Below are 20,496 nucleotides of genomic sequence, written 5' to 3' on the forward strand. Positions count from 1 at the left end.
TCTGCTTGCCTCGTTTCGCTCCCCATCGTTAGGACTTATGCACATGGACCAGCGTTCCGTACGCGATATTCTTGCCGGTAAAACCTACTTTATCCGCACCTTTGGCTGTCAGATGAATCAACACGACTCCGAGCGTGTGAGCGGTCTGCTTGATTCGTATGGCTGCCTCATGGCGCTCGATCCCGAGCATGCCGATATCGTTGTCTTCATGACATGCTGTGTGCGTGAGGCCGCCGATACTCGCCTGTACGGTCAGTGCAATTCCTGCAAAAGCCTGCCGCCTTCGCCTTCGGGCAAGCGTGTGGTTGCCGTGGGCGGCTGCATCGCGCAGCGTGATGGAGAGGGCCTGCTCACCAACGTCGATAACGTCAATGTCATCTTTGGCACGCATTCCATCGCACATGTGGCCGAGCTCATTGCCGAGGCGTTCCTTGATGGTAAGCGTCATATCCGCACCAATGAGCATGAGGATACGGATGCCATGAGCATGCCGTGGCATCGCGAGACCCAGTATCACGCCTGGGTGCCCATCATGACAGGCTGCAATAATTTCTGCACCTATTGCATCGTGCCGTACGTGCGCGGTCGCGAAAAAAGTCGCCCCTTCGAGGAGATTGTCGACGAGGTGACCGGTTTGGTGCGCCAGGGCGTGCGTGAGATTACGCTGCTGGGCCAAAACGTTAACTCATATGGTCGCGATCTGTTTGGCAAGCCGCGTTTTGCCGATCTGCTGCGTGCCGTGGGCGATACGGGTGTGGAGCGCATCTTCTTTACGTCTTCGCATCCCAAGGATCTGCTCCCCGAGACCATCGACGCCATGGCCGAGACGCCTGCCGTTATGCCGCAGTTGCACCTGGCCGTCCAGTCAGGTTCGACACGGATCCTCAAAGAGATGAATCGCCGTTATACACGCGAGGACTATCTGGGCCTGGTCGATCGCATTCGCAACCGCATGCCCGATATCGCGCTCTCGACCGACATTATCGTTGGCTTCCCGGGCGAGACTGAAGAAGACTTTGAGCAGACGCTCTCACTTGCCGAGACGGTCCGCTATGCTCAGGCCTATACCTTCATCTATTCCAAGCGCGCCGGTACCCCGGCCGCCGAGATTGACGATCCTACGCCGCATGAGGTTATTCTCGAGCGTTTCAACCGCCTGGTTAAGGTTATCGAGACCACGGCGCACGAGTACAACCAGGGTGAGCTTCATACTGTGGTGCCGGCGCTCATTGAGGGAACGAGTAAAAAGAACGACGCGGTCCTGCTGGGCAAGAGTCCCAAGAATCAGACCGTGCATGCGCCTATCCCCGAGGGTTACAGCATCGATCAGCTTGTTGGCAAGATCGTTGATGTTGACGTTGACGTTGCCAAGACCTGGTATTTGTCCGGCTCCGTTGTGGGCGAGCCGCGCTAATGGTTTCTCCCGGGGCAGGTCTTTCCGCCGTTGCGATCGTCGGTCCGACGGCGGTTGGTAAGAGTGGTGTTGCCGACCGTTTGGCGGCTCGTCTTTCGTCCGAAGTGCTGTCGTGCGATGCGATGCAAATCTATCGCGGCATGGACATCGGTACCGCAAAGATGGCGCCCGATGAGTGTACGGCGCCGCTGCGTCTCGTCGACATTGTAGAGCCGGGTGTGGCGTACTCTGCGGCGCTTTATCAGGCTGACGCTCGCGCGCATGTTGAGCGTTTGCTTGGCGAGGGCCGCCTACCGGTGTTTTGCGGGGGCACAGGCTTGTATCTCAAGGCCGCCCTGGATGAGATGGATTTTCCCTCGGGCGAGCTTGAGGACGATCGTCGCGCGGGGTATCAGGAGCTTGCCGAGCGTATTGGCGAGGAAGAACTGCATGCCCTGCTTGCCGAGCGCGATCCAGAATCAGCTGCTGTTATTCATCCGCATAACGTGCGGCGTGTGATTCGCGCGCTCGAAATGCACGATGATGGCGTTTCCTATGCGCAACAAAAGTCGCAGTTTAGTGTTCCGCGCGAGCATTATCATGCGTTATGGTTTGGCCTGACGCGAAATCGCGAGGTGCTCTATGAACGCATTAACCTACGTGTCGATGTGATGTTTGAGCAGGGTCTTGTTGATGAGGTTCGCGGTCTTATGGACCAGGGGCTGGGAGATGCCCTGACTTCGATGCAGGCAATTGGCTATAAAGAGATCATCGATGCTTTCAATGGCGTGACGAGCATGGATGAGGCTCGCGAACTCATTAAGATGCGTTCGCGTCGCTATGCCAAACGTCAGCTTTCGTGGTTTAAGCGCGATGACCGTATCGCGTGGTTTGATATGGATGAATGTACGATCGATGAGGTCGTTGCTGATATCCTGCATCGTATTGAGGCTGCCTAATGGCTCGTTTCCCCCTTGTTCCCACGGCACCCGAGCCCGAGCGTGCCATTTTGGTTGGTGTTGAGTGGCGCGACAATGCATGGCCACTCGATCGATCGCTCGATGAGCTGGAGCGCCTTGCCCACACGGCTGGTGCCCAGTGCGTGGCTCGCTTGTCTCAGCGTTTGGTAAAGCCGTATCCCAAATCATTTATCGGTTCCGGTAAGGTAGAGGAGCTGTGCGGTCTGGTACATCGCATGGATGCCGATGTCGTTATTTTTGACGACGACCTGACGCCCTCGCAGCAATCCTATTTGGAGAAAGCCGTGGGCGAGCCGGTAAAGATTATCGATCGTACGGCACTGATCTTGGATATCTTTGGCCTGCATGCTCAGACGCGTGAGGGACGCCTACAGGTACAGCTGGCGCAGCTTCAATATCTGTTGCCTCGTCTGCGCGGCATGTGGAGCCATCTCGCCAAGGAACAGACGCGCGGCGGCATCGGCTCACGCTTTGGTCAGGGCGAAAGTCAGCTCGAGGTCGACCGTCGCCTCATTCGTAATAAGATCGCTGCGCTTCGTCGTGAGATCAAGCAGGTTGAACAGCGTCGTGATGTTCAATCCAAGAGTCGTATTGAGTCACCGGCGTTTCGCGTCGCGTTAGCCGGTTATACCAATGCCGGTAAATCGACGTTGCTCAATCGCCTGACAGGCTCTACGGTACTTTCGCAGGACAAGCTGTTTGCTACGCTCGACCCGACGACGCGTTCGTATCGCCTGCCCGGCGGTCGCGGAATGACGATTACCGATACCGTCGGCTTTATTCAAAAGCTGCCGCATGGTCTTGTCGATGCCTTTAAATCGACGCTGTCCGAGGTGTTGGGTGCCGATCTAATTCTCAAAGTCGTAGATGCGTCTGACGAGGACTATGAGCGACAGCTGGAGGCTGTCGACCGCGTGCTTGATGAGATCGGCGCCGGAGAGCGCCTAACGCTGACCGTATTCAATAAAATCGATCTTCTCGATAGCGTTGATCGATTAAGTTTCCGTCGTCGTTTTCCGGAAGCCGTTCTGTTCTCGGCCCAAACGGGCGAGGGGCTCGACGATCTCGTCGATCGCATTGCTCGCGAGGCAGCTGCCACCGATGTACTGCTTTCAGCCGACATTCCATATCGTGAAGGTGCGCTCATTACACTCGTGCATGAGCAGGGGACCCTTTTGCATGAGGAATATCTTGAGGATGGCGTTCGTATTGTGGCGAAACTGCCGGCTCGTGTCGCACCGCGGCTCGAGCGTTATCGCACCGAGTAGGCGAGCTCCAAAATGCCCAGTATAATGGGCTGATGCAGCAGATAAAAGGGTAGTGCATAACGTCCAAGGCTGGCGAGCGCCGGCAGGGAGTTGGCGTAGGCCCAGCTAGGGACGGTCTTATCGATTCCCTGCGCTATATGTGCGGCGAAGTATCCTGCAAGATACATAAAGATAAACGGGATGATGGGGTAGTAATCACCTGAGACAAACCCAGGGCTCGGAAATCCCAGCCACGCCAGGTAGGGGACAGGGTAGATTGTTTTGGGGATGCTCCAGGTGAGGGCGAACATCACAAGGCATAGGGACATGCCCCATCTCGCTGATATCTTTTTAAGGACGGGATCGGTCAACGCCACGATGCCGGTACATGCGGCCATGCAGTAGATGATGCCAAAATTAACCGAATCATCGACTGAGACAAGTGTTGTTGCCAGCCAGACGACGAGTGCTGCTAAGGCGTATTTGGCGGCACGTTTGATATTGTTGCGCGAAAGAGTGCACATCCAACCCGCGATAAACAAGAATACCCAGCTGATGCTGGCGCGCCAGATGTCTTGAAAGACAGTCTGGGTAAACCAGGGCATATCCCAACCGTACAGGTAGGCGAGATCGTAGCAAGCGTGAAAACCTGCCATTGAAATCATCGTAAACCCGCGGACGGTATCAAAGATGGTGATGCGTTTTTGCATTACGAGAACCGGCGCATCAAGCCGACGACTTTGCCCAAAATAACGGGATTTGTTGCATAGATAGGCTCCATGGTGTCATTCTCAGGCTGTAGGCGTACGCGTCCCTGCTCCTTGTAGAACGTCTTGACGGTCGCTGAACCATCAATCATGGCCACGACGATTTCGCCGTTCATGGCACTCTTTTGTTCACGGACGATGATGTAATCGCCATTGAAGATGCCGACATTGATCATTGAGCTCCCATGCACCTCAAGGATAAAGGAACCCTGATCAGTGGCGATTTCGGTCGGGATAGTAAAAGTGTCTTCGATATTCTGCTCGGCCAGAATGGGAATCCCAGCCGCGACGCGACCAACGAGCGGTAGCGAGACCGTTCCGCGAGGTGCGGTGGGCTCGTCAGATTTAGAAATTGAGACAGAGGAGCCGTCCTCGTTAAAGAGTTCCAGGGCGCGCGGTTTGGTGGCATCGCGCTTGAGCAGCCCGCGCGCCTCCAAGGCAGATAAGTGGGCGTGCACGGTGCTGGGGGAGGAAAGGCCCACGGCAGATGCCATCTCGCGCACACTGGGCGGATAACCCTTCTCCTGCTGATATTCCTTGATGAAGTCGTAAATTTGCTGCTGACGCTTGGTAATTTTGCGAGCCATCAGGGCATCCTCTCTACCCATGTCAAACAAATGTTCGAATTTTGCTTGACAGGAACAACTGTTCGAAGATAATAATAACCGAACATTCGTTCTCGCGCTAGACATTTTTGTCCGCGCGGCTTGATAAAACTGTTCTCAGCAAAACACGCGAGAGGAGAACATGATGAACGCAACGAATATGGTCCAGGGAAACCTTGCCCTTAAACTCGAGACGCCTGCAGAACCCACTTTTACGGTTGTTCAGGGTGGCCGCTCCGGCTTTCAGCCTTTGACCGTAAAGTCTGCTCGCAATCAGCAGGCTGTAGTTGCGCCGGCCCGCGTTGCCCTGAAGGTTCCGACGATTGTCGCCGTTGCCGTTGCGCTTACGCTCTTCGTTGTCCTCGCTACGTCGGTCTTTAGCGCTCGTCACGCCGCGTATGCCGAGTCCGTTTCCAACGTTACCTACGAGACTATTCGCGTTCAGCCTGGTGATTCTCTTTGGTCGCTTGCCGAGGAATATCCTATCGAAGGCCTTTCCACGCAAGAGACTTCCGACATGATCCGTAACGTCAATCATCTGGAGCATGGTTCGCTCGCCGCCGGTGCGCATCTTAAGGTTCCTGCTCGTTCGTAATCATTATCGCGCTGCGCATGGTACCCTTGTTATCGTTTAAGAGGAGGTACCATGCGCTGTCCCAAATGTGGCAAGGCACATACCCGCGTCGTTGATTCCCGTATGCAGGAGTCAAATAACACCATTAAGCGCCGTCGCGAATGTTGTTCGTGTAACTATCGCTTTACAACGTTTGAGCGATGCGAAGACCCAATCGAGGTCATTAAGTCAGACGGAACCAAGCAGCGGTTCGATCGCAATAAGCTGCTCGTCGGCTTGATGCGCGCCACCATCAAGCGTGATATCGATACTAAGAAGCTCAATGAGATTATCGACGACATCGAGGTCGAGCTGCGCTCTCGCACGCTGACGGCCGTCACGTCCCATGAGTTGGGTGACATGGTGCTCAAGCGCTTGGCCAAGATCGACAAGGTGGCCTACATCCGCTTTGCCTCGGTCTACCGCGATTTCAAAGACGTCGATGAGTTTCTGCAAGAGCTCGACAAGCTAAGGTGATTCCATGTCCAACATTACCGTCAACATAAAGCGTCTCGACCCCACCGTCGAGCTTCCCAAATACGCCCATCCCACCGATGCCGGCTTGGATTTGCGCTCCAACGAGGACTGCGTCCTGAAGCCCTTCGAACGTCGTCTGGTCTCTACTGGGCTGGCCATCGCCTTGCCCGATGGCTACGCCGGCTTCGTCCAGCCCCGCAGCGGCTTGGCCATCAAGCAGGGCCTGTCTATAGTTAACACGCCGGGCCTCATCGACGCCCACTACCGAGGAGAACTCAAGGTTATCCTCATCAACCTGGACCCCTCCAACAACATCCAAATCAACAAAGGCGACCGCATAGCCCAACTCGTCATCCAAGAAGTCCCCACGGTCAACCTCATAGAGGTAGACGAACTAGACAAAACCGACCGAGGCAACGGAGGCTTCGGCTCCAGCGGCGTCGCCTAGGGGTACTCGTATCCCTCCCGCCCGGGGCTTACCTATATCATTCCATGCTCAAACATTCTCGCGTCGCTTCGCTCGCTGCGAAACTGCGCGTGGAACGATATAGGTAAGCCCCGGGCGGGCGGCTACTCGCTTGAAACAATATTTACTTTTCTAGTAAGTCGATGCGATAAAGAGACGCCTCCTTTGTCGCATCGACTTACTGTATTTATATTTTCTGGTTCCCCTTTTCAGATTCTACTGGTGGGGAATCTGGTATAGCCGCTAGTACGTTAACGCAGCTTACCTGTGGGAGGCCCCTATATATCGTCCCACGCGCAGTTTCGCAGCGCAGCGAGAATGTTTGAGCATGGGATGATATATAGGGGCCTCCCACAGGTAAGCGGACAGTCCAATGCTAGCGGATATGCGCGGGTTTTCCGCCCCAGTAGAAGCGGCAGAAGGCTCGTTTGCGCTTTTGGGGTTTGCCTACGAGCTCCATGGTTGCGATGGCTATATCTTCGGCTGCGTGGGGGCGGCGTAGTACTTCGCCGTTGATGAGTAGGGCTTTGAGTGATTCGGGATGATCGTGCAGATGGCGCAGGGTTACGATGAGTTCTCGTGCGGTGGTGACATGCATGCTGGCGCCCATTCCGGTGAGCATGGTGGTGTTGGCCTTTTCTTGACCATATGATTTGCCCAGCAGGATCATCGGCAGATGCGCGCATAGGCATTCGGTGACGGTGAGTCCGCCCGATTTGAGGATTGCCAGGTCGCAGCCGTGCATGAGGGCTGCCATATCGTCCACGTAGTCCAGAACCGTGACGTTTTCGAGCTTCATGGCGTCGAAGAGCGTCTTGAGGCGGGTGGCGTATTCCTCATCCTTGCCCGGCAAAAAGACAAAGTGCATGTCCTCGAAGCTGCGCAAGAAGGGGAGTGTGCGGTCCATCTCCGCGCGAAAGCGAACGTACGGTTGAGGCAAACTGGCACCGGCCATCACCAACACAACGGTCTTGTCAGCGGGGAGATTGAACTTCTCGAGTTCTTCCTCGCGATTGTAGTCCGTATCAAACCCGGCGCGAATGGGGATGCCTGTAATGCGGATTTTGGTCTCGGGAACTTTACGGGGGCGAAGTGTCTCGGCCATAAATTCGTTGGCTACGCAGAACAGATCGGTGTCCTTGTGGGGCCAAAAGCCTTCGACTTCATAGTCTGTTGGTACGCAGATGACGGGATAATCGATACCCGTGATGACGCGGGCACCCACAGCGACGTTGGCCGCCGTGATGTGTGTTGCGACCACGGCTATGGGCCTGCGGGTGTGGACATATTCGTTGAAGGCAGGGAACATAATACGTGACCATGCCGTGCCTCCGCCCCAGAGCAGATGTCCCGTAAACGTGTATCGCCAGGTTAGGTCATATATGGGACGCGTGGCGCCGGTAAACGAAGCTGCTGTTTTATTACCATCGAACCTAATACGTCCAAAATCGAGGATATCCAGGACTTCGATCTCAACATCCTCAGGGATTCCCTTGGTGCCGCTGATAAGGTCAAATGCTTGTGCAATCGCGTTGGCGGCGGCTTTGTGGCCCGATCCAACCGATGCGTGCACGATGGTTACTAGGGGTTTTTGTGCAGGTGAAACGGTCATTTGCTCCGGTTGGGGAGTAGCTTGCATGGGCAGGGGAGCGCTATTGCTCGTCTGCATTTGATCCATCGATAACTCCCCTTCAGCTTTGTTACGCGATTTATCATTGTAGTGCATGAGTGTCATGTTCACGTAAATTTGGGTATGAGCGCAAAGAACGCCAATCTTTCGACAGGAGGTCTCTTCATGACTACCCATCAGCCGATCGATGTTGCTATTATCGGCGGCGGCCCTGCGGGCTATGCTGCAGCCATTTACGCGGCGCGCGCCAACCTAACGACGACCGTGATTGAGCAGGGCATGTCGGGAGGACAGATCGCCACAACCAATGAGGTCGAGAACTATCCGGGCATTCCGCTACTGAGCGGCGCTGAACTCGGTGAGCGATTCCAACAACATGCAGAAGGCCTAGGGGCTCAGGTTGAATGGAGCATGGTGACGGGTGTCGATTACGATGCCGGCTCCAAATTGTTTACCGTTCATCACGATGTTGGTGATACGACGGCTAGGAGTGTTATCGCTTGCATGGGTGCCACGCCGCGTCCGGCAGGTTTCGCTGGCGAGGATACGTATCGCGGTCGTGGCGTTTCGTATTGCGCGACGTGTGACGGCATGTTCTTCCGTGGCAAACAGGTCTTTGTAATCGGTGGTGGCAATTCGGCATGCGAGGAAGCTCTGTTCTTGTCAGAAATCGCCAGCAGCGTGACCATCGTTTTGCGCCGCGATCAGTTCCGTGCCCCCGATGGTGTGGTTCAAAAAGTTCTTGCAAAAGATAATATTTCAGTTAGGTACCAAACTAGTATTGTGGAGCTCTCGGGCGAAGCCATGCCAACGACGATTACCTTTAAGGACAATGCATCCGGTGAGACTCATACCGATTCATTTGAGCCCGGCTCGTTTGGTATCTTTGTCTTTACCGGGACGCAACCCCATACCGAGCTTGTTGAGCATCTAGTCGATCTGGCGCCTGATGGCGGCATTCTGACTGATGAATCCATGGCGACCCGCACGCCAGGTCTATTTGCCGCTGGCGACATCCGTTCCAAGCTTTTACGTCAGGTTGTGACCGCCGTTTCTGATGGAGCCATAGCGGCAACCAGAGCATACGCATTTCTCCACGGATAAGTACGATAATATATCTTATGTAAGGTTGTTGTCTTTTAACAAAGTGGTTGGACGGTGTATCAATGTGCTGTCCAACCACTTTTACTTTCCGGTTATATAGTATGCAAAACTAGATAACCTAGAATACAATATAGCTAATGAACGGAGGATCCTTATGAACCACGCCAAACGCGTTATCCCGATGTCCGATTCGTCGGTCAGCATTAAGCCTGAGGATATTCAGCCCACTGTGCTGCCCGATGCATTTATTCAGTCCGATATCGTGCGCAAACTCAATACGTTGAGTCTGCCGCGCTATGACCAGTTGCCCAATGTGACACTCTACCGCGACCAGGTTATTGAGTATGTTGCGCTTTGGATGGAGCCGCTGTCCATTTGCGTTGAGCAGCCTATCATTACGCCATCGATGATCAATAACTACGTAAAGGTCGGCCTAGTGCCTGCTCCGGTCAAAAAGCAATATGGCCGCGAGCAGATTGCCCGCCTGATCGCTATCTGCATCTTTAAGCAGGTGCTACCTATTGCTGCGGTGCAGGCACTCTTTAACATTCAGCGTTTGAGCTACGATGCCCCGACGGCCTTTGATTATGTGGTCGATCAGCTCGAGGCATCGATTCGTGCGGCGTTTTCCGTCGAGCAGACTCCCGTGCCCGATACGGCGCATCAGGTAACGCGTGAGTCGCTGCTTGTGCGTAGCGCGGTATCGTCCTTCGTTTCGAAGGCTTACTTGATGAGCTATCTCAAGTTCAACGGGTTTAATAGCTAGCCGACGTATAAAACGGGCGGGACAAAGAGCCATCTGTCGCTTTGTCCCGCTCGTATTTTTGCTTGGTTGGACTTTATTTGCCCGAAGCTACGCCCATGCCGTAGCCGATGATGAGGCCGTGCATCTCGGCGTAATAGGAATCCAGGCCGTTGCAGGGCATGATGATGGTCTTGGAGCCGGGCCAATGCTCGACTATGCGGTCAGTGAGCGCCTGGGCTCCAGCTTCGTTCTCAACGTGATCTATGACGACCTCACCGCCCGTAAAGCCCTCGGCTTCCATAGTGTCGATGATCTTGTTGAGCATCTTCTTTTCGCCACGCGTGTGCCCGACGAGTTCGATTTTACCGGCCTCACTCGCTGTGCCCAAAATACGGATATTGAGCTTGTTGGCAATGACGCCGGCTGCCTTAGGGATACGTCCGGCTTTGGCGAGGTTTTCGTAATTGCACAAACTGAAGAGGATTTTGCTGTTCTGTTCAAGGCTATCGAAGTATGCGCAAGCATCCTCGAATGAGACATTCGGATTGCTTGCAAGATAGCGGTCGAACAGCAAGAAAATGAGGTCCATTTTGCCGCCAGCTGCGCGTGAATTGACTAGATGAATCTGTCGGTCGGGCTCCTCGGCAAGAACCATATCGCGAGCCGTGGCTGCCGCGTTGTAGCTGCCCGACACGCCCTCAGAGATCGGCATGCAGATGGTCTTGTCTGCCAATTTGAAGAGCTCGGCCCACTCCCCTACGCTGGGACAAGCGCTCGAAGAAGCGTTCGTCTCCGCCTGAACAGCGCAGTTGAGCTCATGAACATCGAGCGAAAGGTCATCGACGAATTCATGCTCCCCCACTCGAATTTTGAGGGGCGCAAATGCAAAGGTGGTATGGGGCGCGGTCGGTTGCCAATCGCGGAGGTTGCAGCTTGAATCGGAGATAAGTGCCCAGCTCATAGAGGGTCCTTTCTAATCGTTCCCATTCAATTATAGCCATCTTGCAGACCGATTGGGCCGCTATCTAGTATTCAAAACTAGATAGCGGACTGCACTAAAGGCAAAAGAATGGACCCCATGACTCAAAGCCACGAGGTCCATATCTGTTTGCTTTATCTGAATACTTAGTAGCGCACGAAAATGTAGTTGTTGTTCATGCCGGCGGCAACGGAGCTGATGATAACACCCGTGTTGTAGTCAGAAGCATGAATCATCTGACCACCACCGATGTAAATGCCGGTGTGGTACGAGTTGACCACAACGTCACCGGGCTGCGGATCGGACACACGCGTCCAGCCCATAAAGGTACCCGTGGTGCCGAGGCGGCAATAGCGACCAGTGAGGCAATAGCTAACAAAACCAGAGCAGTCGAAGCTGTTCGGGCCAATTCCGCCCCAGGAATAAGCGCAACCAAGCTTGCTGTATGCACGCGAGACAACAGAACCGCCATCGACGGACTGGCTCGGAGCGGAAGGCGTCGGAGCCGGAGCAGGCGTGGAGGGCTGCGGCGTCGGAGCGGGTGTCGGCGTAGGAGCCGGAGTGTTGCCGCCCTGGTTGTTATTGCTGGTCTGGCCACCGTTGTTGGTGTTCTCGGTCGTACCGGCAGTCTCGTTGCTCACCGTGGCCTTCTCGGCGGTGCTAGCGTTGATGCCGGCCTGCAGCGCGGCATTGGCCTCGGCCTCGGCGGCAAGCTCGGCCTGCAGCTGCGAATCCAGGGAATTTACGACGTTCTGGGCTTCAGCCTGCTGAGCATTAAGCTCGTCGACCTTCTTTTGCGTGGCGGCGACGTTCTTCTCCTGCTCGGCCTGTTTATCGGTTAGCTGCTGCTTAAGCTCCTTGACCTCTTGAATGGTCTGAGCCTGCTTATCGGAAACTTTGCCGTAGTAGAACAGACGGTTGAGCATATCGCTCAGATCATCGACACCCGTCAGAACCTGAAGCAGGCTCAGACCGCCGGTTTTGTACTCGCCGGCGACATAGGTCGAGAGCTTGGCCTGACCATCGGCGATCTCCTGCTGCTTTTGCGTGATCTCGCCGGCAGTCTGATCGAGCGCCTGCGTCTGCGTGGCGAGCTCATCGTAAATCTGCTGGGTTTGGGTACCGATCTGCTCGAGCTTCGTACGAGCAGCGGCAAGGTCGGATGCGGTATCGGCGTAGGCAGGAGCCACGAGGCCCAAGCCCAAAACACAAGCGAGGGTTGCCGTAGCAGCGCAGCGTGCCATGTTTTTGTGCGTGTTTGCTGTGCGCATGTAGCTTCCTTTCCAGTAACTAAGGGTAACGGCTAGTCTACCGTCACCAGGCTAAAGAGCTCCACATCGTCATCAGACGGCGTGAGCTTCTCGCGCGGGTTGAGAAACGCAAGCTCAAGTATACAACCGTAACCGATAAGCTTTGCGCCCATATCTCGCACCAGTTTACCTGTTGCCTCGACGGTTCCGCCCGTTGCGACCAAGTCGTCCAGAATCAACACGGTATCTTTAGAGCTGATAGCGTCGGCATGGATCTCAATTGAATCGGTGCCGTACTCGAGCTCGTAGCTCTGGCTTACGGTCTCGCGCGGCAGCTTGCCCGGTTTACGTGCGGGAACAAAGCCGGCGCCAAGGGCTACAGCCACCGGTACGCCAACCATAAAGCCGCGGGCCTCGGGACCCACGACCTTGGTGATTCCCTTGCCGGCAAAGTGCTCGGCGAGGGAATCGGTCATGGCTTTGAGCGCCTCGGGATTGCCAAAGAGCGGCGTGATGTCTTTAAAGATGACTCCGGGCTCGGGATAGTCGGGGATGTCGACGATTTGAGATTCGAAGTCGTACATTACATGGCCTTTCAATGGGTTGCCGAAATATCAGCAGCGGTTATTTGCCCGCGGTGACGGTGCCGGATTGCGAAGGGGCGACGACCTTGAGCGGCTTTACGAGAGAATCCTCGTGCGAAGCCGGCGTGGCTATCTCTTCGTTTTTGGCTTTGGTGGACTCGGAGCGAGTGATTTCCTCATCGAGTGCATCGATGTCGGCGTCCTCGACCACGGCGTTGAGCGACTCAAAAACGCGGTTCTTGAGCAGCGCAGTGTGCACACCTTCCGTCAGGTCGTGAAGCTTCTTAAACGCACGCTCGAGCTTGGCGTCGCGCTCGTCATCGGAGGTATCCATTCCGAGCATGCTCACGAGCACCTGCTCAAACATCGAGGACTCGCGGTTGGCGGAAGACACGTACTGACGCAGGTTGCGCGGCTCGATATGGAAGCGTGACAGCTCGGAGCAGTAGCGGATGATCGGGAAATCGCGACCATCGACGAGCTCACGATTCTGCGGACTCTTGATGATGCGAATGAGGTCGTTCTCGGCGAGCGAGCGGATAAACGAAATCTCGACGCCCAGCATATCGGGAATGGTCTCAATGGGATGCAGCTTTTGCTTAGTCTCCTTGGGCTCCGTCTTGAGCGGAACATCGGACAGCAAGCCCACCTCGTAAGCGAGCGTTGACAGGTCCGTGGCGTTTTCCAAGCGCTGCTTAATCACGTTGAGCGGCATGTAGCGGGTCTTCTGCAAGTGCAGGATGACCTCCAGGCGATCAACGTCCTCCTTGGAGTACTGACGGTATCCCTTAGGCGTACGATGAGGGGTAATGAGCCCCTCATCCTCTAGAAATCTAATTTTTGAGTTCGAAAGATCGGGGTATGCGCCTCGAAGTAGGTTGACGACTTGGCCGATACTCAGATAGTTGCGTTCGGCCATGCCCTACTCACCGGTTTCGATGCGCTCCGGCGTGCTCTCGTGGTAGATGAGCGTAAACGTACCGATCTGGACGGAAGAACCGTCGTGCAGCGGGGCCGCGTTGACGATGGCACCGTCGACCCAGGTGCCATTGAGCGAACCCAGATCCTCGATGCGAGCGCCGAGGCCCTCGCGAATAATGCGCGCGTGGCTGCGCGAAACGGTCATGTCATTGAGGAAGATGCCGTTCGCAGGATCGCGGCCGATGGTGGTCACGTCGTCCTCGAGCTCAAAGGCGGCACCAGTCTGCGGACCCTTGACGATGGACAGAACGGGGGCGGTGATGCGCACGTTGGCCATGAGGTCGGGAACGGTGACGTCGCTTGAAGGCACGCGGAATACGCAGGTAGCGTCAGCAGTCTTATCATTCTGAGGCATATTATTAACCATGTTGTCCATGACAACCCCTAACTTATCGCGGACGTGCCGCAAATAATGAACCGTACGTAATCATACCCCAACGAATCAGTCTTCGATTTCAGGGTTCAGAAAGTCGATGTCCTCGTCCTCGGGATGCGCGAGAGCCTGTTTAATGGCCACTCCGCCCTTAATGGAATAGATGACAGCCGTGAGCATGGAGAAGATCACGCCGCCGTACACAAAGAAGATGCCGAGGGGCACCGAGCTTCCGTTGAGGCCCGGGAAGGCCGTAAGGGTTGAAGGTAAAAGATGCAGGCCGTCAATAACGGGGAACCCGAGCAGCATGAGCGAGAAGCCGGTCATGAGCAGTGCAGTGGCAATCTTTCCGGGAAAGACGACATCGATGGGGCGACGGTGATAATGACGAACGATAAGCGTGCCGATGCCCAGATAGATGTCGCGGCCAATAATGAGCACGCAGACCCAGATGGGCAGCTCTCCGCGGACCACCAGCCCAAGTACGCCGGTGAACAGCAGCGCACGGTCACAAATGGGATCCATGACCTTACCGAGCCACGAGACCGTCTTGGTCATGCGGGCGATCTGACCGTCCATCCAGTCGGTAGAGGCGGCAACGGCGTAGATAACGATGGCGATGACGCGGTTGTTATCCGTCACAAACAGGTACAGAAATACCAGGGTGAGGATCAGGCGCGTAAAGGTGATGAAATTGGAGATCGTAAAGATCTTATTCGACGGGTAATCGGAAGTGCCGATAAGCTCCTTTTTGATCTTCTTTTTGATGCCCACAGGACTCCCCCGCTGGTTAACGACAAATCTTTCGCTACTATACCCGTTCCGGCGATGTCTATCCAGCGTAAGCATAGAGAGTCCAGACATGAGGAAGGCGCTTTTGGGCGGCGGTTGATTTCACATTCGTGTACATCAGCCTCCAAACATGCCGAAAAATGTCGGTTTTGGAGGGTGATGTACACGTTTTGATTCGGTGATTACATCGATCGGGAAAGTTGTTGCCTTAAGCAAATTAATCATGATGTGCGGGTCGAGAAGGGTTGGCGCCAAAAGAACCCAACGGCCGTTATGGCTTCGTTAGAAACGCGCCCCACCATGGATGGTGAACCCGAAAGGTAAGGCGCGCGGGCACGGTGACTCGGCCCGCGCTCCCGGAAGAGAAAGGATAAACCCATGGGTTACATGCTCGAGACGCGTGGGCTCACCAAGCGCTTCGGCCGCGGCGACCAGGCGCAGGACGCCGTGGCCGATGTGAGCCTTCATATCCGCGAGGGCGAGGTGTACGGGCTGCTCGGTCCCAACGGCGCCGGCAAGTCGACAACGCTCAAGATGATCTGCGGGATGCTGCGGCCGACGGCCGGGGAGATCCTCTTTGCCGGGCACGCCTGGCGCCGCGAGGACCTCTACGCAATCGGCAGCCTCATCGAGGAGGCGCCGCTCTACCCCAACCTCACCGCGCGCGAGAACCTGCGCGTGCGCACCACGCTGCTGGGCCTTCCCGAGAGCCGCATAGATGAGGTGCTCGCCGCCGTGGACCTCGCGGACACCGGGAAGAAGCGCGCCGGGCGCTTCTCGATGGGCATGCGGCAGCGCCTGGGGCTCGCGCTGGCGCTGATCGCCCGTCCACGCCTGCTCGTGCTCGACGAGCCCACCAACGGCCTCGACCCCATCGGCATTGAGGAGCTGCGCGACCAGATCCGCGGCTTCGCGGCGGCGGGTACGACGGTGATCGTCTCGAGCCACATCCTCTCCGAGGTGCAGCAGATGGCGGACACCATCGGCATCATCTGCGGGGGGCGCCTCGCCTACGAGGATGCGCTTCAACCTGGGCAGGACCTCGAGGAACTTTTCATGAGCTTCTGCCGGGAAGGGCGACGAGCGCGTGGGGAGGTGGCGGCATGACGGGCGAGAAAGGCGGCCTGCTCGCGGGCCTGCGCGCCGAGGCTCTGAAGTCGCGCCACGCGGCACCGGTTCGCCTGGCCGTGCTCATGGCGCTGCCGATGCCGCTGCTCGGTGCGATGCCCTACTGGGGCGTGCAGATCTTCAGCGCGTGGAACTACTGGTACGCGCTCTTCCTGCCCGTGTCTCTCTCGCTCGTGGTGGCGTGCGTCGCGCGGGCGGACGCTCGCACGCGGATGCGGGGGCTTCTGGGCCTGGGCTTCCCGCTCGGGCGCGCCTGGTGGGCCAAGGCACTCTGGTGCCTCGCGCTCTGCACGCTCTCGAACCTCGTGGTCTTCGGCATCTACCTCGCGGGATCGGCGTTCTCCTCGCAGGGCCTCACGGCCGCGGGCACGCTCACGATGCTCCTCTGCGCGCTCGTCAACACGGTGACCGCGGCGTGGATGATCCCCGCAGGGCTCTTTCTCACGGCGCGGCTCGGAATGCTCGCGGGCATCTTCTGCCCGCTCGTCGTGCAGCTCGTGGGTGGGTTCGCCTGGTCGTTGGTGCCGCTGCCGCAGCTCTTTCCGCCGTCGGCGAGCATGGTCATCCCCACGAGCTTCATCCCCGTGCTGCCGAGCGGCGAGCCACTCGCGGCGGACATGGCGCTCGGCGGGGCGCTCGCGGCGGATGGCATGCTCACACTGGCGGGCCTTGCGGTCTGCGCGCTCGCGTTCGCTGCGCTCACGGCGGCGGGCGCGGCCTGGTTCGCGCGCTCCGAGGAGAGGTGATGGCCATGACACGACTCTCCGACCCGACGCCGCGCATGACTCTCCCGCGGGCCCTGCTCTCCGAGACCCTGCGCCTGGCGCGCTCCCCGCTCACGGCGGTGCACCTCGTCTGCGGCCTGGCAGCCGGTCTTGCCTGCGGCGAGTACTTCTCCGTAACCCGATGGGACCCGGCGCTGGGCGCGGACGCCTACGCCCAGTTCCTCGGCGCCCTCATGCCGCTCATGTCCGCCATCGTCTGCGGGCTCGCCGTGGACGAGGAGCGCGCTGCCGGGCGCCTCGCCAACCTCACGGCGGTCCCCTCGCGCGGGCGCGCCGTCGCGGCGAAGCTGCTCGCCCTTGCGGCGCTCGGCGCGGGCGCGCTGGCCGTGGCGCTCGGCGTGTTCGGGGCCGTGCTCGCCGTCGCCGGGCGCCTGCCGCTCGGGCCCGCTCCGCTTGCGGCCACCTGGGCGGGCATCGTGTTGGGCAGCCTGCCCCTCTACGCGCTGGGGCTCGGCGTGGCCCTGCGCCTCGGCCGCAACGCCGCCATCGGCGCCGGCGCGGCGGGGATGCTCCTCGCGTTCTTCTCAGTGGGCGGACTTGCGCACGGCCTCATGACCGGCGAGCTCACCGGTGCCCTGGCGACGCCCCTGAGCTGGGTGCCGCTCGCCTGGCCCGCGCGCCTGGGGTCGCTCGGGGTAGAGGCCTTCATCGACGCCGCACGCGCGGCGGGCCCCCTCCTCACGACTGCGCTCGCCAGCCTCGTGCTCACCCTGGCAACCGCCGCCGTCCTTATCGCCTGGTTCTGCCGCTTCGAGGACGGGAGGGCAGATGCGTAGGAAGCCGCTCGCCGCCGTGCTCGCCCTCCTCTCCGCAGCGCTCGTCCTGGGCGGGAATGCCCTGCTCGACGCCGGCTGGGGGTCGGCGCTGCGCTCGATCGCCGACCGCGTGCTGCCCAACCCTGAGATCGCCATGTGGGCGCCCGCGCCCGAGCGCGGCAGCCACGCGAGTTCCTACGCCGACGCCACCGGGTCGGGGGCAAACTACGTCTACCTGGTGGACACGGCGGACGACAGGGGCAATATCCGAGAGCTTCAGCTCATCTTCTTCGGGCGGGAGTCGGACGGCGAGGGCTGGCTCGAGATCGAGGCGCGCGGCGGCTCGGGCGTGCGCTACCGCGCGTGCAACGCGGCCGAGGCACCCGCGGCTGCGCGCGGGGCTCTAGACCGCTGAGCGCGGCGCAAGTACAATGCTGACGGGAGTTTCAGGAGGTCGAACATGGCGAGGATACTGGCAGTGGATGATGAGTGGGCGATCCTCGACGCGCTCGCGCGCGTCCTCGGCCGCGACGGCCATGAGGTCGTCAAGGCAGCGGACCCGACGGCGGTCCCGGGGACGGACCTCTCGCGCTTCGACCTCGTGCTCTGCGACGTCATGATGCCGGAGCTCGACGGCTTCGAGCTCGTGCGGCAGATCCGCCCGGACTTCGACGGGCCCATCATCTTCCTGACCGCTCGCGTGGCCGAGGAGGACGCCGTGGCCGGCTACGGCCTGGGCGCCGACGACTACGTCCGCAAGCCCTTCGGGGCCGCGGAGCTGCGCGCCAAGGTCGCGGCCCATCTACGCCGTGAGCGCCGGCCGCGCTCGCACGCCCTCTCCTTCGGGGAGGTGCGGATCGACCTCGGGGCGCGCGGCCTCGCCGTGGGCGGCGAGGCCGTGCCGCTCACGCCCACCGAGTACGCCATCTGCGAGCACCTCGCCCGCCACCCCGGGCAGGTCATGAGCCGCGCGCAGATACGCGAGGCGGTGCTCGGCTGGGAGAGCGACGCCGACGACGCGGCCATATCCATGCAGGTCAGCCGCGCCCGGAGGAAACTCTCCGAGGCCGGCGCCGATCCGATCGCGACCGTCTGGGGGATGGGGTACAAGTGGCAGCTCTGAGGACCGGGGCGCGAGGTCGCGGGGGCATGCCGCTCTCCTTCGTCATCGCGCGCTACTTCGCCTACGCGTTCGCGGCGGTCGCCACGGCGTGGCTCGCCTCGTTCGTGGCGCTCTCCGCGGCGATCAACACGGGCTTCGTCTACGAGGCAAGCTGGGGGCCGGCCAATGCGCGCGAGGTCGCGGAGGGCCTGGCACGCGACGGCGTTTGCGGGCAGCAGGACGTGCCGACGGCGTACCGCTACCTCATCCTGAACAAGGACGGATACGTGCTGATGACAGACCTCGAGGGTTCGCGGCTCGAGGACGCGACGGAAATGGCCCGTACGGCACTCGCCGCTGATCCGGGCACAGTGGAGATCGAGGGCGGGGGCTCGGGCCTCACCTACGCCGCGTTCCCGCTCAAGGACGGCGGGGCCTGCGCACTCGTCAGCGAGTACCTGCCGCAGTGGGTCTCGCGCGATCTCGCCGGCCTGCTTCCCAACCCGCAGAACCTCATGCTCGTCGGCGCCGCGGCGGGAAGCGCGCTCGCGCTCGCGCTCGTGGCGCGCCGCGCGAGCCGCGTGATCTCGCGCAAGATGGCGCCGCTCGCGGAGGCGGCGGGGCGCGTCGGCGCGGGGGAGCTCGACTTCGCGGTCGGCAGCACCAACGTGCGCGAGGTGAACGACGTCCTCGCCGCGATGGACGCCATGCGGGCCTCCCTCGCCGAGTCGCTCGAGGCCCGCTGGGCCGCGGAGCGGGGGCAGCGCGAGCAGGTGGCGTCGCTCGCCCACGATCTCAAGACGCCGCTCACCGTGCTGCGCGCCAACGCCGACTTCGTGGCGGAGGAGCTGGAAGACGAGAAAGACGCCGACCTCGCGGCCGCCGCGCGCGACATAGCCGGCAGTGTCGAAAGGCTCGACGGCTACGTGCGCCTGCTCATCGAGACCTCGCGCGGATCCGGCGGGGCGGAGAGGGCCCCCATGCGGCCGGCCGAGCTCTGCGAGCAGGTCCTCGCCGAGGCCGCCCAGATCGCCCGGGCGCGAGGCGTGACGCTCGACGCAGCCACGGGCCCCGCTGTCGCGGGCGCGCCCGAGGCCCCACTCGACCGAACCAGCCTGGCGCGAGCCGCCGCGAACCTCGTGGCCAACGCCGCCGAGCACGCGCGCTCGCGCGTGGTGGTCTCCTGCGACGTCGCTGGTGGATACCTCGTCATCGAGGTCGCCGATGACGGACCGGGCTTTTCTCCCGCCGCCCTCGAACGCGGCTGCGAGCGCCTCTTCACAGACGACTCCTCCCGCTCCTCGCGCGACGGAGGCCGCCACTACGGGCTCGGCCTCCACGTCGCCTCCGAGGCCGCGAGCGCCCACGGGGGCTCCGTCTCGCTCGCCAACAGCCCCTCGGGCGGCGCGGTGGTCAGCATCGCGGTCCCCCTGTGCGGGATCTGACGACTTCCTCGATGTCTACCTCGACTGCGATATGTCGCTCGCCGAGGCCGCGATGAGATGGTGTTGCGTCTACCCCGCTTGGTGCTTCTAGCTCAAATTTGATCTGATGTAAGGCCCGTGCAATCCTGCATGGGCCTTTCTTTTGGCAATTGCTCGACCGATTCGTGGCTTGAAACACAAATTATCGAGTTAAGGAGACATGGGGCCATACAATGGCTTGTTAGCGCTAATCTAAAATTAACCACTTTCGCAAACGCATCTCGCCGAATGCGCTAACGCGCTTTCGCCGACCCCG

The 20,496-nt window shown here is 59.2% G+C and carries 23 protein-coding genes; 14 read left to right on the plus strand and 9 right to left on the minus strand.

Features of this window, described 5'->3' with window-relative positions; all coding sequences use genetic code 11:
- The first annotated feature begins 43 nt into the window (after positions 1–43).
- Genes miaB through hflX form a run of 3 tightly spaced genes read left to right on the plus strand, consistent with a single transcriptional unit; the run spans position 44 to position 3,641 of the window.
- A complete protein-coding gene (miaB, locus tag ABCP74_RS08355; RefSeq protein ID WP_055285164.1) occupies positions 44–1,414 on the plus strand; it encodes a tRNA (N6-isopentenyl adenosine(37)-C2)-methylthiotransferase MiaB in 1,371 nt (456 codons plus the stop codon).
- Entirely contained in the window at positions 1,414–2,352 is a 939-nt protein-coding gene (gene miaA, locus ABCP74_RS08360; RefSeq protein WP_271760374.1) for a tRNA (adenosine(37)-N6)-dimethylallyltransferase MiaA, read from the plus strand. The genes miaB and miaA overlap by 1 nt, the downstream gene beginning before the upstream one ends.
- The gene (gene hflX / locus ABCP74_RS08365; protein ID WP_271760376.1) at positions 2,352–3,641 is read left to right on the plus strand and encodes a GTPase HflX; all 1,290 of its coding nucleotides are present in this window, start codon (positions 2,352–2,354) and stop codon (positions 3,639–3,641) included. Before miaA ends, hflX begins: the two co-directional genes overlap by 1 nt.
- Here the strand turns inward: hflX and ABCP74_RS08370 are convergent.
- Both ABCP74_RS08370 and lexA read right to left on the minus strand, forming a co-directional pair.
- Entirely contained in the window at positions 3,626–4,330 is a 705-nt protein-coding gene (locus ABCP74_RS08370) for a heparan-alpha-glucosaminide N-acetyltransferase (RefSeq protein ID WP_271760378.1), read from the minus strand. The two genes, hflX and ABCP74_RS08370, sit on opposite strands and share 16 nt — an antisense overlap.
- Positions 4,330–4,974 (minus strand): transcriptional repressor LexA, encoded by a 645-nt coding sequence (lexA, locus tag ABCP74_RS08375; protein ID WP_040359862.1) that lies wholly within the window; start codon positions 4,972–4,974, stop codon positions 4,330–4,332. Before lexA ends, ABCP74_RS08370 begins: the two co-directional genes overlap by 1 nt.
- Positions 4,975–5,137: 163 nt before the next feature.
- Here lexA and ABCP74_RS08380 point away from each other — a divergent pair, with 163 nt between their 5' ends.
- Genes ABCP74_RS08380 through dut form a run of 3 tightly spaced genes read left to right on the plus strand, consistent with a single transcriptional unit; the run spans position 5,138 to position 6,530 of the window.
- Complete coding sequence (locus ABCP74_RS08380) at positions 5,138–5,587, plus strand: LysM peptidoglycan-binding domain-containing protein (RefSeq protein ID WP_195404082.1); 450 nt, start codon at positions 5,138–5,140, stop codon at positions 5,585–5,587.
- Between the two features lie 51 nt (positions 5,588–5,638).
- Positions 5,639–6,082 carry a transcriptional regulator NrdR gene (nrdR, locus tag ABCP74_RS08385; RefSeq protein ID WP_022093781.1) on the plus strand — a complete coding sequence of 148 codons (444 nt, stop codon included), beginning with the start codon at positions 5,639–5,641 and terminating at the stop codon, positions 6,080–6,082.
- A gap of 4 nt (positions 6,083–6,086) precedes the next feature.
- The gene (gene dut, locus ABCP74_RS08390) at positions 6,087–6,530 is read left to right on the plus strand and encodes a dUTP diphosphatase (protein WP_195404081.1); all 444 of its coding nucleotides are present in this window, start codon (positions 6,087–6,089) and stop codon (positions 6,528–6,530) included.
- Between the two features lie 394 nt (positions 6,531–6,924).
- On the opposite strand, the gene ABCP74_RS08395 is transcribed toward dut, so the two are convergent.
- Positions 6,925–8,226 (minus strand): MGDG synthase family glycosyltransferase, encoded by a 1,302-nt coding sequence (locus ABCP74_RS08395; protein WP_343001576.1) that lies wholly within the window; start codon positions 8,224–8,226, stop codon positions 6,925–6,927.
- A 117-nt stretch (positions 8,227–8,343) separates the two neighbouring features.
- Between ABCP74_RS08395 and ABCP74_RS08400 the strand changes: the two genes are divergently transcribed.
- Both ABCP74_RS08400 and ABCP74_RS08405 read left to right on the plus strand, forming a co-directional pair.
- On the plus strand, positions 8,344–9,282 hold the full coding sequence (locus ABCP74_RS08400; RefSeq protein ID WP_195521858.1) for an NAD(P)/FAD-dependent oxidoreductase: 939 nt from the start codon (positions 8,344–8,346) through the stop codon (positions 9,280–9,282).
- A 154-nt stretch (positions 9,283–9,436) separates the two neighbouring features.
- Positions 9,437–10,048 (plus strand): DUF1836 domain-containing protein, encoded by a 612-nt coding sequence (locus ABCP74_RS08405; protein ID WP_217108113.1) that lies wholly within the window; start codon positions 9,437–9,439, stop codon positions 10,046–10,048.
- A gap of 73 nt (positions 10,049–10,121) precedes the next feature.
- On the opposite strand, the gene ABCP74_RS08410 is transcribed toward ABCP74_RS08405, so the two are convergent.
- The 6 genes from ABCP74_RS08410 to ABCP74_RS08435 all read right to left on the minus strand — a co-directional run bounded on the left by ABCP74_RS08410 (position 10,122) and on the right by ABCP74_RS08435 (position 14,968).
- Positions 10,122–10,988, minus strand: a complete 867-nt coding sequence (locus ABCP74_RS08410) for a DegV family protein (protein ID WP_117770347.1) — start codon at positions 10,986–10,988, stop codon at positions 10,122–10,124.
- Positions 10,989–11,152: 164 nt separating this feature from the next.
- Positions 11,153–12,277, minus strand: a complete 1,125-nt coding sequence (locus ABCP74_RS08415; protein ID WP_343001577.1) for a coiled-coil domain-containing protein — start codon at positions 12,275–12,277, stop codon at positions 11,153–11,155.
- A gap of 32 nt (positions 12,278–12,309) precedes the next feature.
- Positions 12,310–12,840, minus strand: coding sequence for an adenine phosphoribosyltransferase (locus ABCP74_RS08420; RefSeq protein ID WP_195246684.1), 531 nt, complete (start codon positions 12,838–12,840; stop codon positions 12,310–12,312).
- Between the two features lie 40 nt (positions 12,841–12,880).
- A complete protein-coding gene (gene ftsR / locus ABCP74_RS08425) occupies positions 12,881–13,759 on the minus strand; it encodes a transcriptional regulator FtsR (RefSeq protein ID WP_343001578.1) in 879 nt (292 codons plus the stop codon).
- 3 nt (positions 13,760–13,762) lie between these two features.
- Positions 13,763–14,197, minus strand: coding sequence for an FHA domain-containing protein (locus ABCP74_RS08430; protein ID WP_006236002.1), 435 nt, complete (start codon positions 14,195–14,197; stop codon positions 13,763–13,765).
- Positions 14,198–14,263: 66 nt separating this feature from the next.
- Positions 14,264–14,968 carry a CDP-alcohol phosphatidyltransferase family protein gene (locus tag ABCP74_RS08435; RefSeq protein ID WP_089573364.1) on the minus strand — a complete coding sequence of 235 codons (705 nt, stop codon included), beginning with the start codon at positions 14,966–14,968 and terminating at the stop codon, positions 14,264–14,266.
- 396 nt (positions 14,969–15,364) lie between these two features.
- Between ABCP74_RS08435 and ABCP74_RS08440 the strand changes: the two genes are divergently transcribed.
- Genes ABCP74_RS08440 through ABCP74_RS08465 form a run of 6 tightly spaced genes read left to right on the plus strand, consistent with a single transcriptional unit; the run spans position 15,365 to position 20,201 of the window.
- The gene (locus ABCP74_RS08440) at positions 15,365–16,093 is read left to right on the plus strand and encodes a lantibiotic protection ABC transporter ATP-binding protein (RefSeq protein ID WP_343001580.1); all 729 of its coding nucleotides are present in this window, start codon (positions 15,365–15,367) and stop codon (positions 16,091–16,093) included.
- Positions 16,090–16,860, plus strand: coding sequence for an ABC-2 family transporter permease (locus tag ABCP74_RS08445; protein WP_343001581.1), 771 nt, complete (start codon positions 16,090–16,092; stop codon positions 16,858–16,860). The genes ABCP74_RS08440 and ABCP74_RS08445 overlap by 4 nt, the downstream gene beginning before the upstream one ends.
- Positions 16,860–17,675, plus strand: a complete 816-nt coding sequence (locus ABCP74_RS08450) for an ABC-2 family transporter permease (RefSeq protein WP_343001582.1) — start codon at positions 16,860–16,862, stop codon at positions 17,673–17,675. Before ABCP74_RS08445 ends, ABCP74_RS08450 begins: the two co-directional genes overlap by 1 nt.
- Positions 17,668–18,069 (plus strand): hypothetical protein, encoded by a 402-nt coding sequence (locus ABCP74_RS08455; protein ID WP_343001583.1) that lies wholly within the window; start codon positions 17,668–17,670, stop codon positions 18,067–18,069. The genes ABCP74_RS08450 and ABCP74_RS08455 overlap by 8 nt, the downstream gene beginning before the upstream one ends.
- A 45-nt stretch (positions 18,070–18,114) precedes the next feature.
- Complete coding sequence (locus tag ABCP74_RS08460; RefSeq protein ID WP_343001584.1) at positions 18,115–18,777, plus strand: response regulator transcription factor; 663 nt, start codon at positions 18,115–18,117, stop codon at positions 18,775–18,777.
- A gap of 26 nt (positions 18,778–18,803) precedes the next feature.
- Positions 18,804–20,201, plus strand: coding sequence for a sensor histidine kinase (locus ABCP74_RS08465; protein ID WP_343001585.1), 1,398 nt, complete (start codon positions 18,804–18,806; stop codon positions 20,199–20,201).
- The last annotated feature ends 295 nt before the right edge of the window (positions 20,202–20,496 follow it).

Source organism: Collinsella aerofaciens, from assembly GCF_039062315.1.
GTDB classification, from domain to species: Bacteria; Actinomycetota; Coriobacteriia; order Coriobacteriales; family Coriobacteriaceae; genus Collinsella; species Collinsella aerofaciens_BG.

What these genes read in the sequence shown, in the direction of transcription:
- ABCP74_RS08420 (WP_195246684.1), bottom strand. Translation starts at nt 12,840, where the DNA reads ATGTACGACTTCGAATCTCAAATCGTCGACATCCCCGACTATCCCGAG.
- ABCP74_RS08450 (WP_343001582.1), top strand. Translation starts at nt 16,860, where the DNA reads ATGGCCATGACACGACTCTCCGACCCGACGCCGCGCATGACTCTCCCG.
- ABCP74_RS08415 (WP_343001577.1), bottom strand. Translation starts at nt 12,277, where the DNA reads ATGCGCACAGCAAACACGCACAAAAACATGGCACGCTGCGCTGCTACG.
- ftsR (WP_343001578.1), bottom strand. Translation starts at nt 13,759, where the DNA reads ATGGCCGAACGCAACTATCTGAGTATCGGCCAAGTCGTCAACCTACTT.
- hflX (WP_271760376.1), top strand. Translation starts at nt 2,352, where the DNA reads ATGGCTCGTTTCCCCCTTGTTCCCACGGCACCCGAGCCCGAGCGTGCC.
- miaA (WP_271760374.1), top strand. Translation starts at nt 1,414, where the DNA reads ATGGTTTCTCCCGGGGCAGGTCTTTCCGCCGTTGCGATCGTCGGTCCG.
- ABCP74_RS08380 (WP_195404082.1), top strand. Translation starts at nt 5,138, where the DNA reads ATGAACGCAACGAATATGGTCCAGGGAAACCTTGCCCTTAAACTCGAG.
- ABCP74_RS08400 (WP_195521858.1), top strand. Translation starts at nt 8,344, where the DNA reads ATGACTACCCATCAGCCGATCGATGTTGCTATTATCGGCGGCGGCCCT.
- ABCP74_RS08370 (WP_271760378.1), bottom strand. Translation starts at nt 4,330, where the DNA reads ATGCAAAAACGCATCACCATCTTTGATACCGTCCGCGGGTTTACGATG.
- ABCP74_RS08430 (WP_006236002.1), bottom strand. Translation starts at nt 14,197, where the DNA reads ATGGACAACATGGTTAATAATATGCCTCAGAATGATAAGACTGCTGAC.
- ABCP74_RS08395 (WP_343001576.1), bottom strand. Translation starts at nt 8,226, where the DNA reads ATGGATCAAATGCAGACGAGCAATAGCGCTCCCCTGCCCATGCAAGCT.
- miaB (WP_055285164.1), top strand. Translation starts at nt 44, where the DNA reads ATGGACCAGCGTTCCGTACGCGATATTCTTGCCGGTAAAACCTACTTT.
- dut (WP_195404081.1), top strand. Translation starts at nt 6,087, where the DNA reads ATGTCCAACATTACCGTCAACATAAAGCGTCTCGACCCCACCGTCGAG.
- ABCP74_RS08465 (WP_343001585.1), top strand. Translation starts at nt 18,804, where the DNA reads ATGCCGCTCTCCTTCGTCATCGCGCGCTACTTCGCCTACGCGTTCGCG.
- ABCP74_RS08460 (WP_343001584.1), top strand. Translation starts at nt 18,115, where the DNA reads ATGGCGAGGATACTGGCAGTGGATGATGAGTGGGCGATCCTCGACGCG.
- ABCP74_RS08455 (WP_343001583.1), top strand. Translation starts at nt 17,668, where the DNA reads ATGCGTAGGAAGCCGCTCGCCGCCGTGCTCGCCCTCCTCTCCGCAGCG.
- ABCP74_RS08440 (WP_343001580.1), top strand. Translation starts at nt 15,365, where the DNA reads ATGGGTTACATGCTCGAGACGCGTGGGCTCACCAAGCGCTTCGGCCGC.
- ABCP74_RS08445 (WP_343001581.1), top strand. Translation starts at nt 16,090, where the DNA reads ATGACGGGCGAGAAAGGCGGCCTGCTCGCGGGCCTGCGCGCCGAGGCT.
- ABCP74_RS08405 (WP_217108113.1), top strand. Translation starts at nt 9,437, where the DNA reads ATGAACCACGCCAAACGCGTTATCCCGATGTCCGATTCGTCGGTCAGC.
- ABCP74_RS08410 (WP_117770347.1), bottom strand. Translation starts at nt 10,988, where the DNA reads ATGAGCTGGGCACTTATCTCCGATTCAAGCTGCAACCTCCGCGATTGG.
- lexA (WP_040359862.1), bottom strand. Translation starts at nt 4,974, where the DNA reads ATGGCTCGCAAAATTACCAAGCGTCAGCAGCAAATTTACGACTTCATC.
- nrdR (WP_022093781.1), top strand. Translation starts at nt 5,639, where the DNA reads ATGCGCTGTCCCAAATGTGGCAAGGCACATACCCGCGTCGTTGATTCC.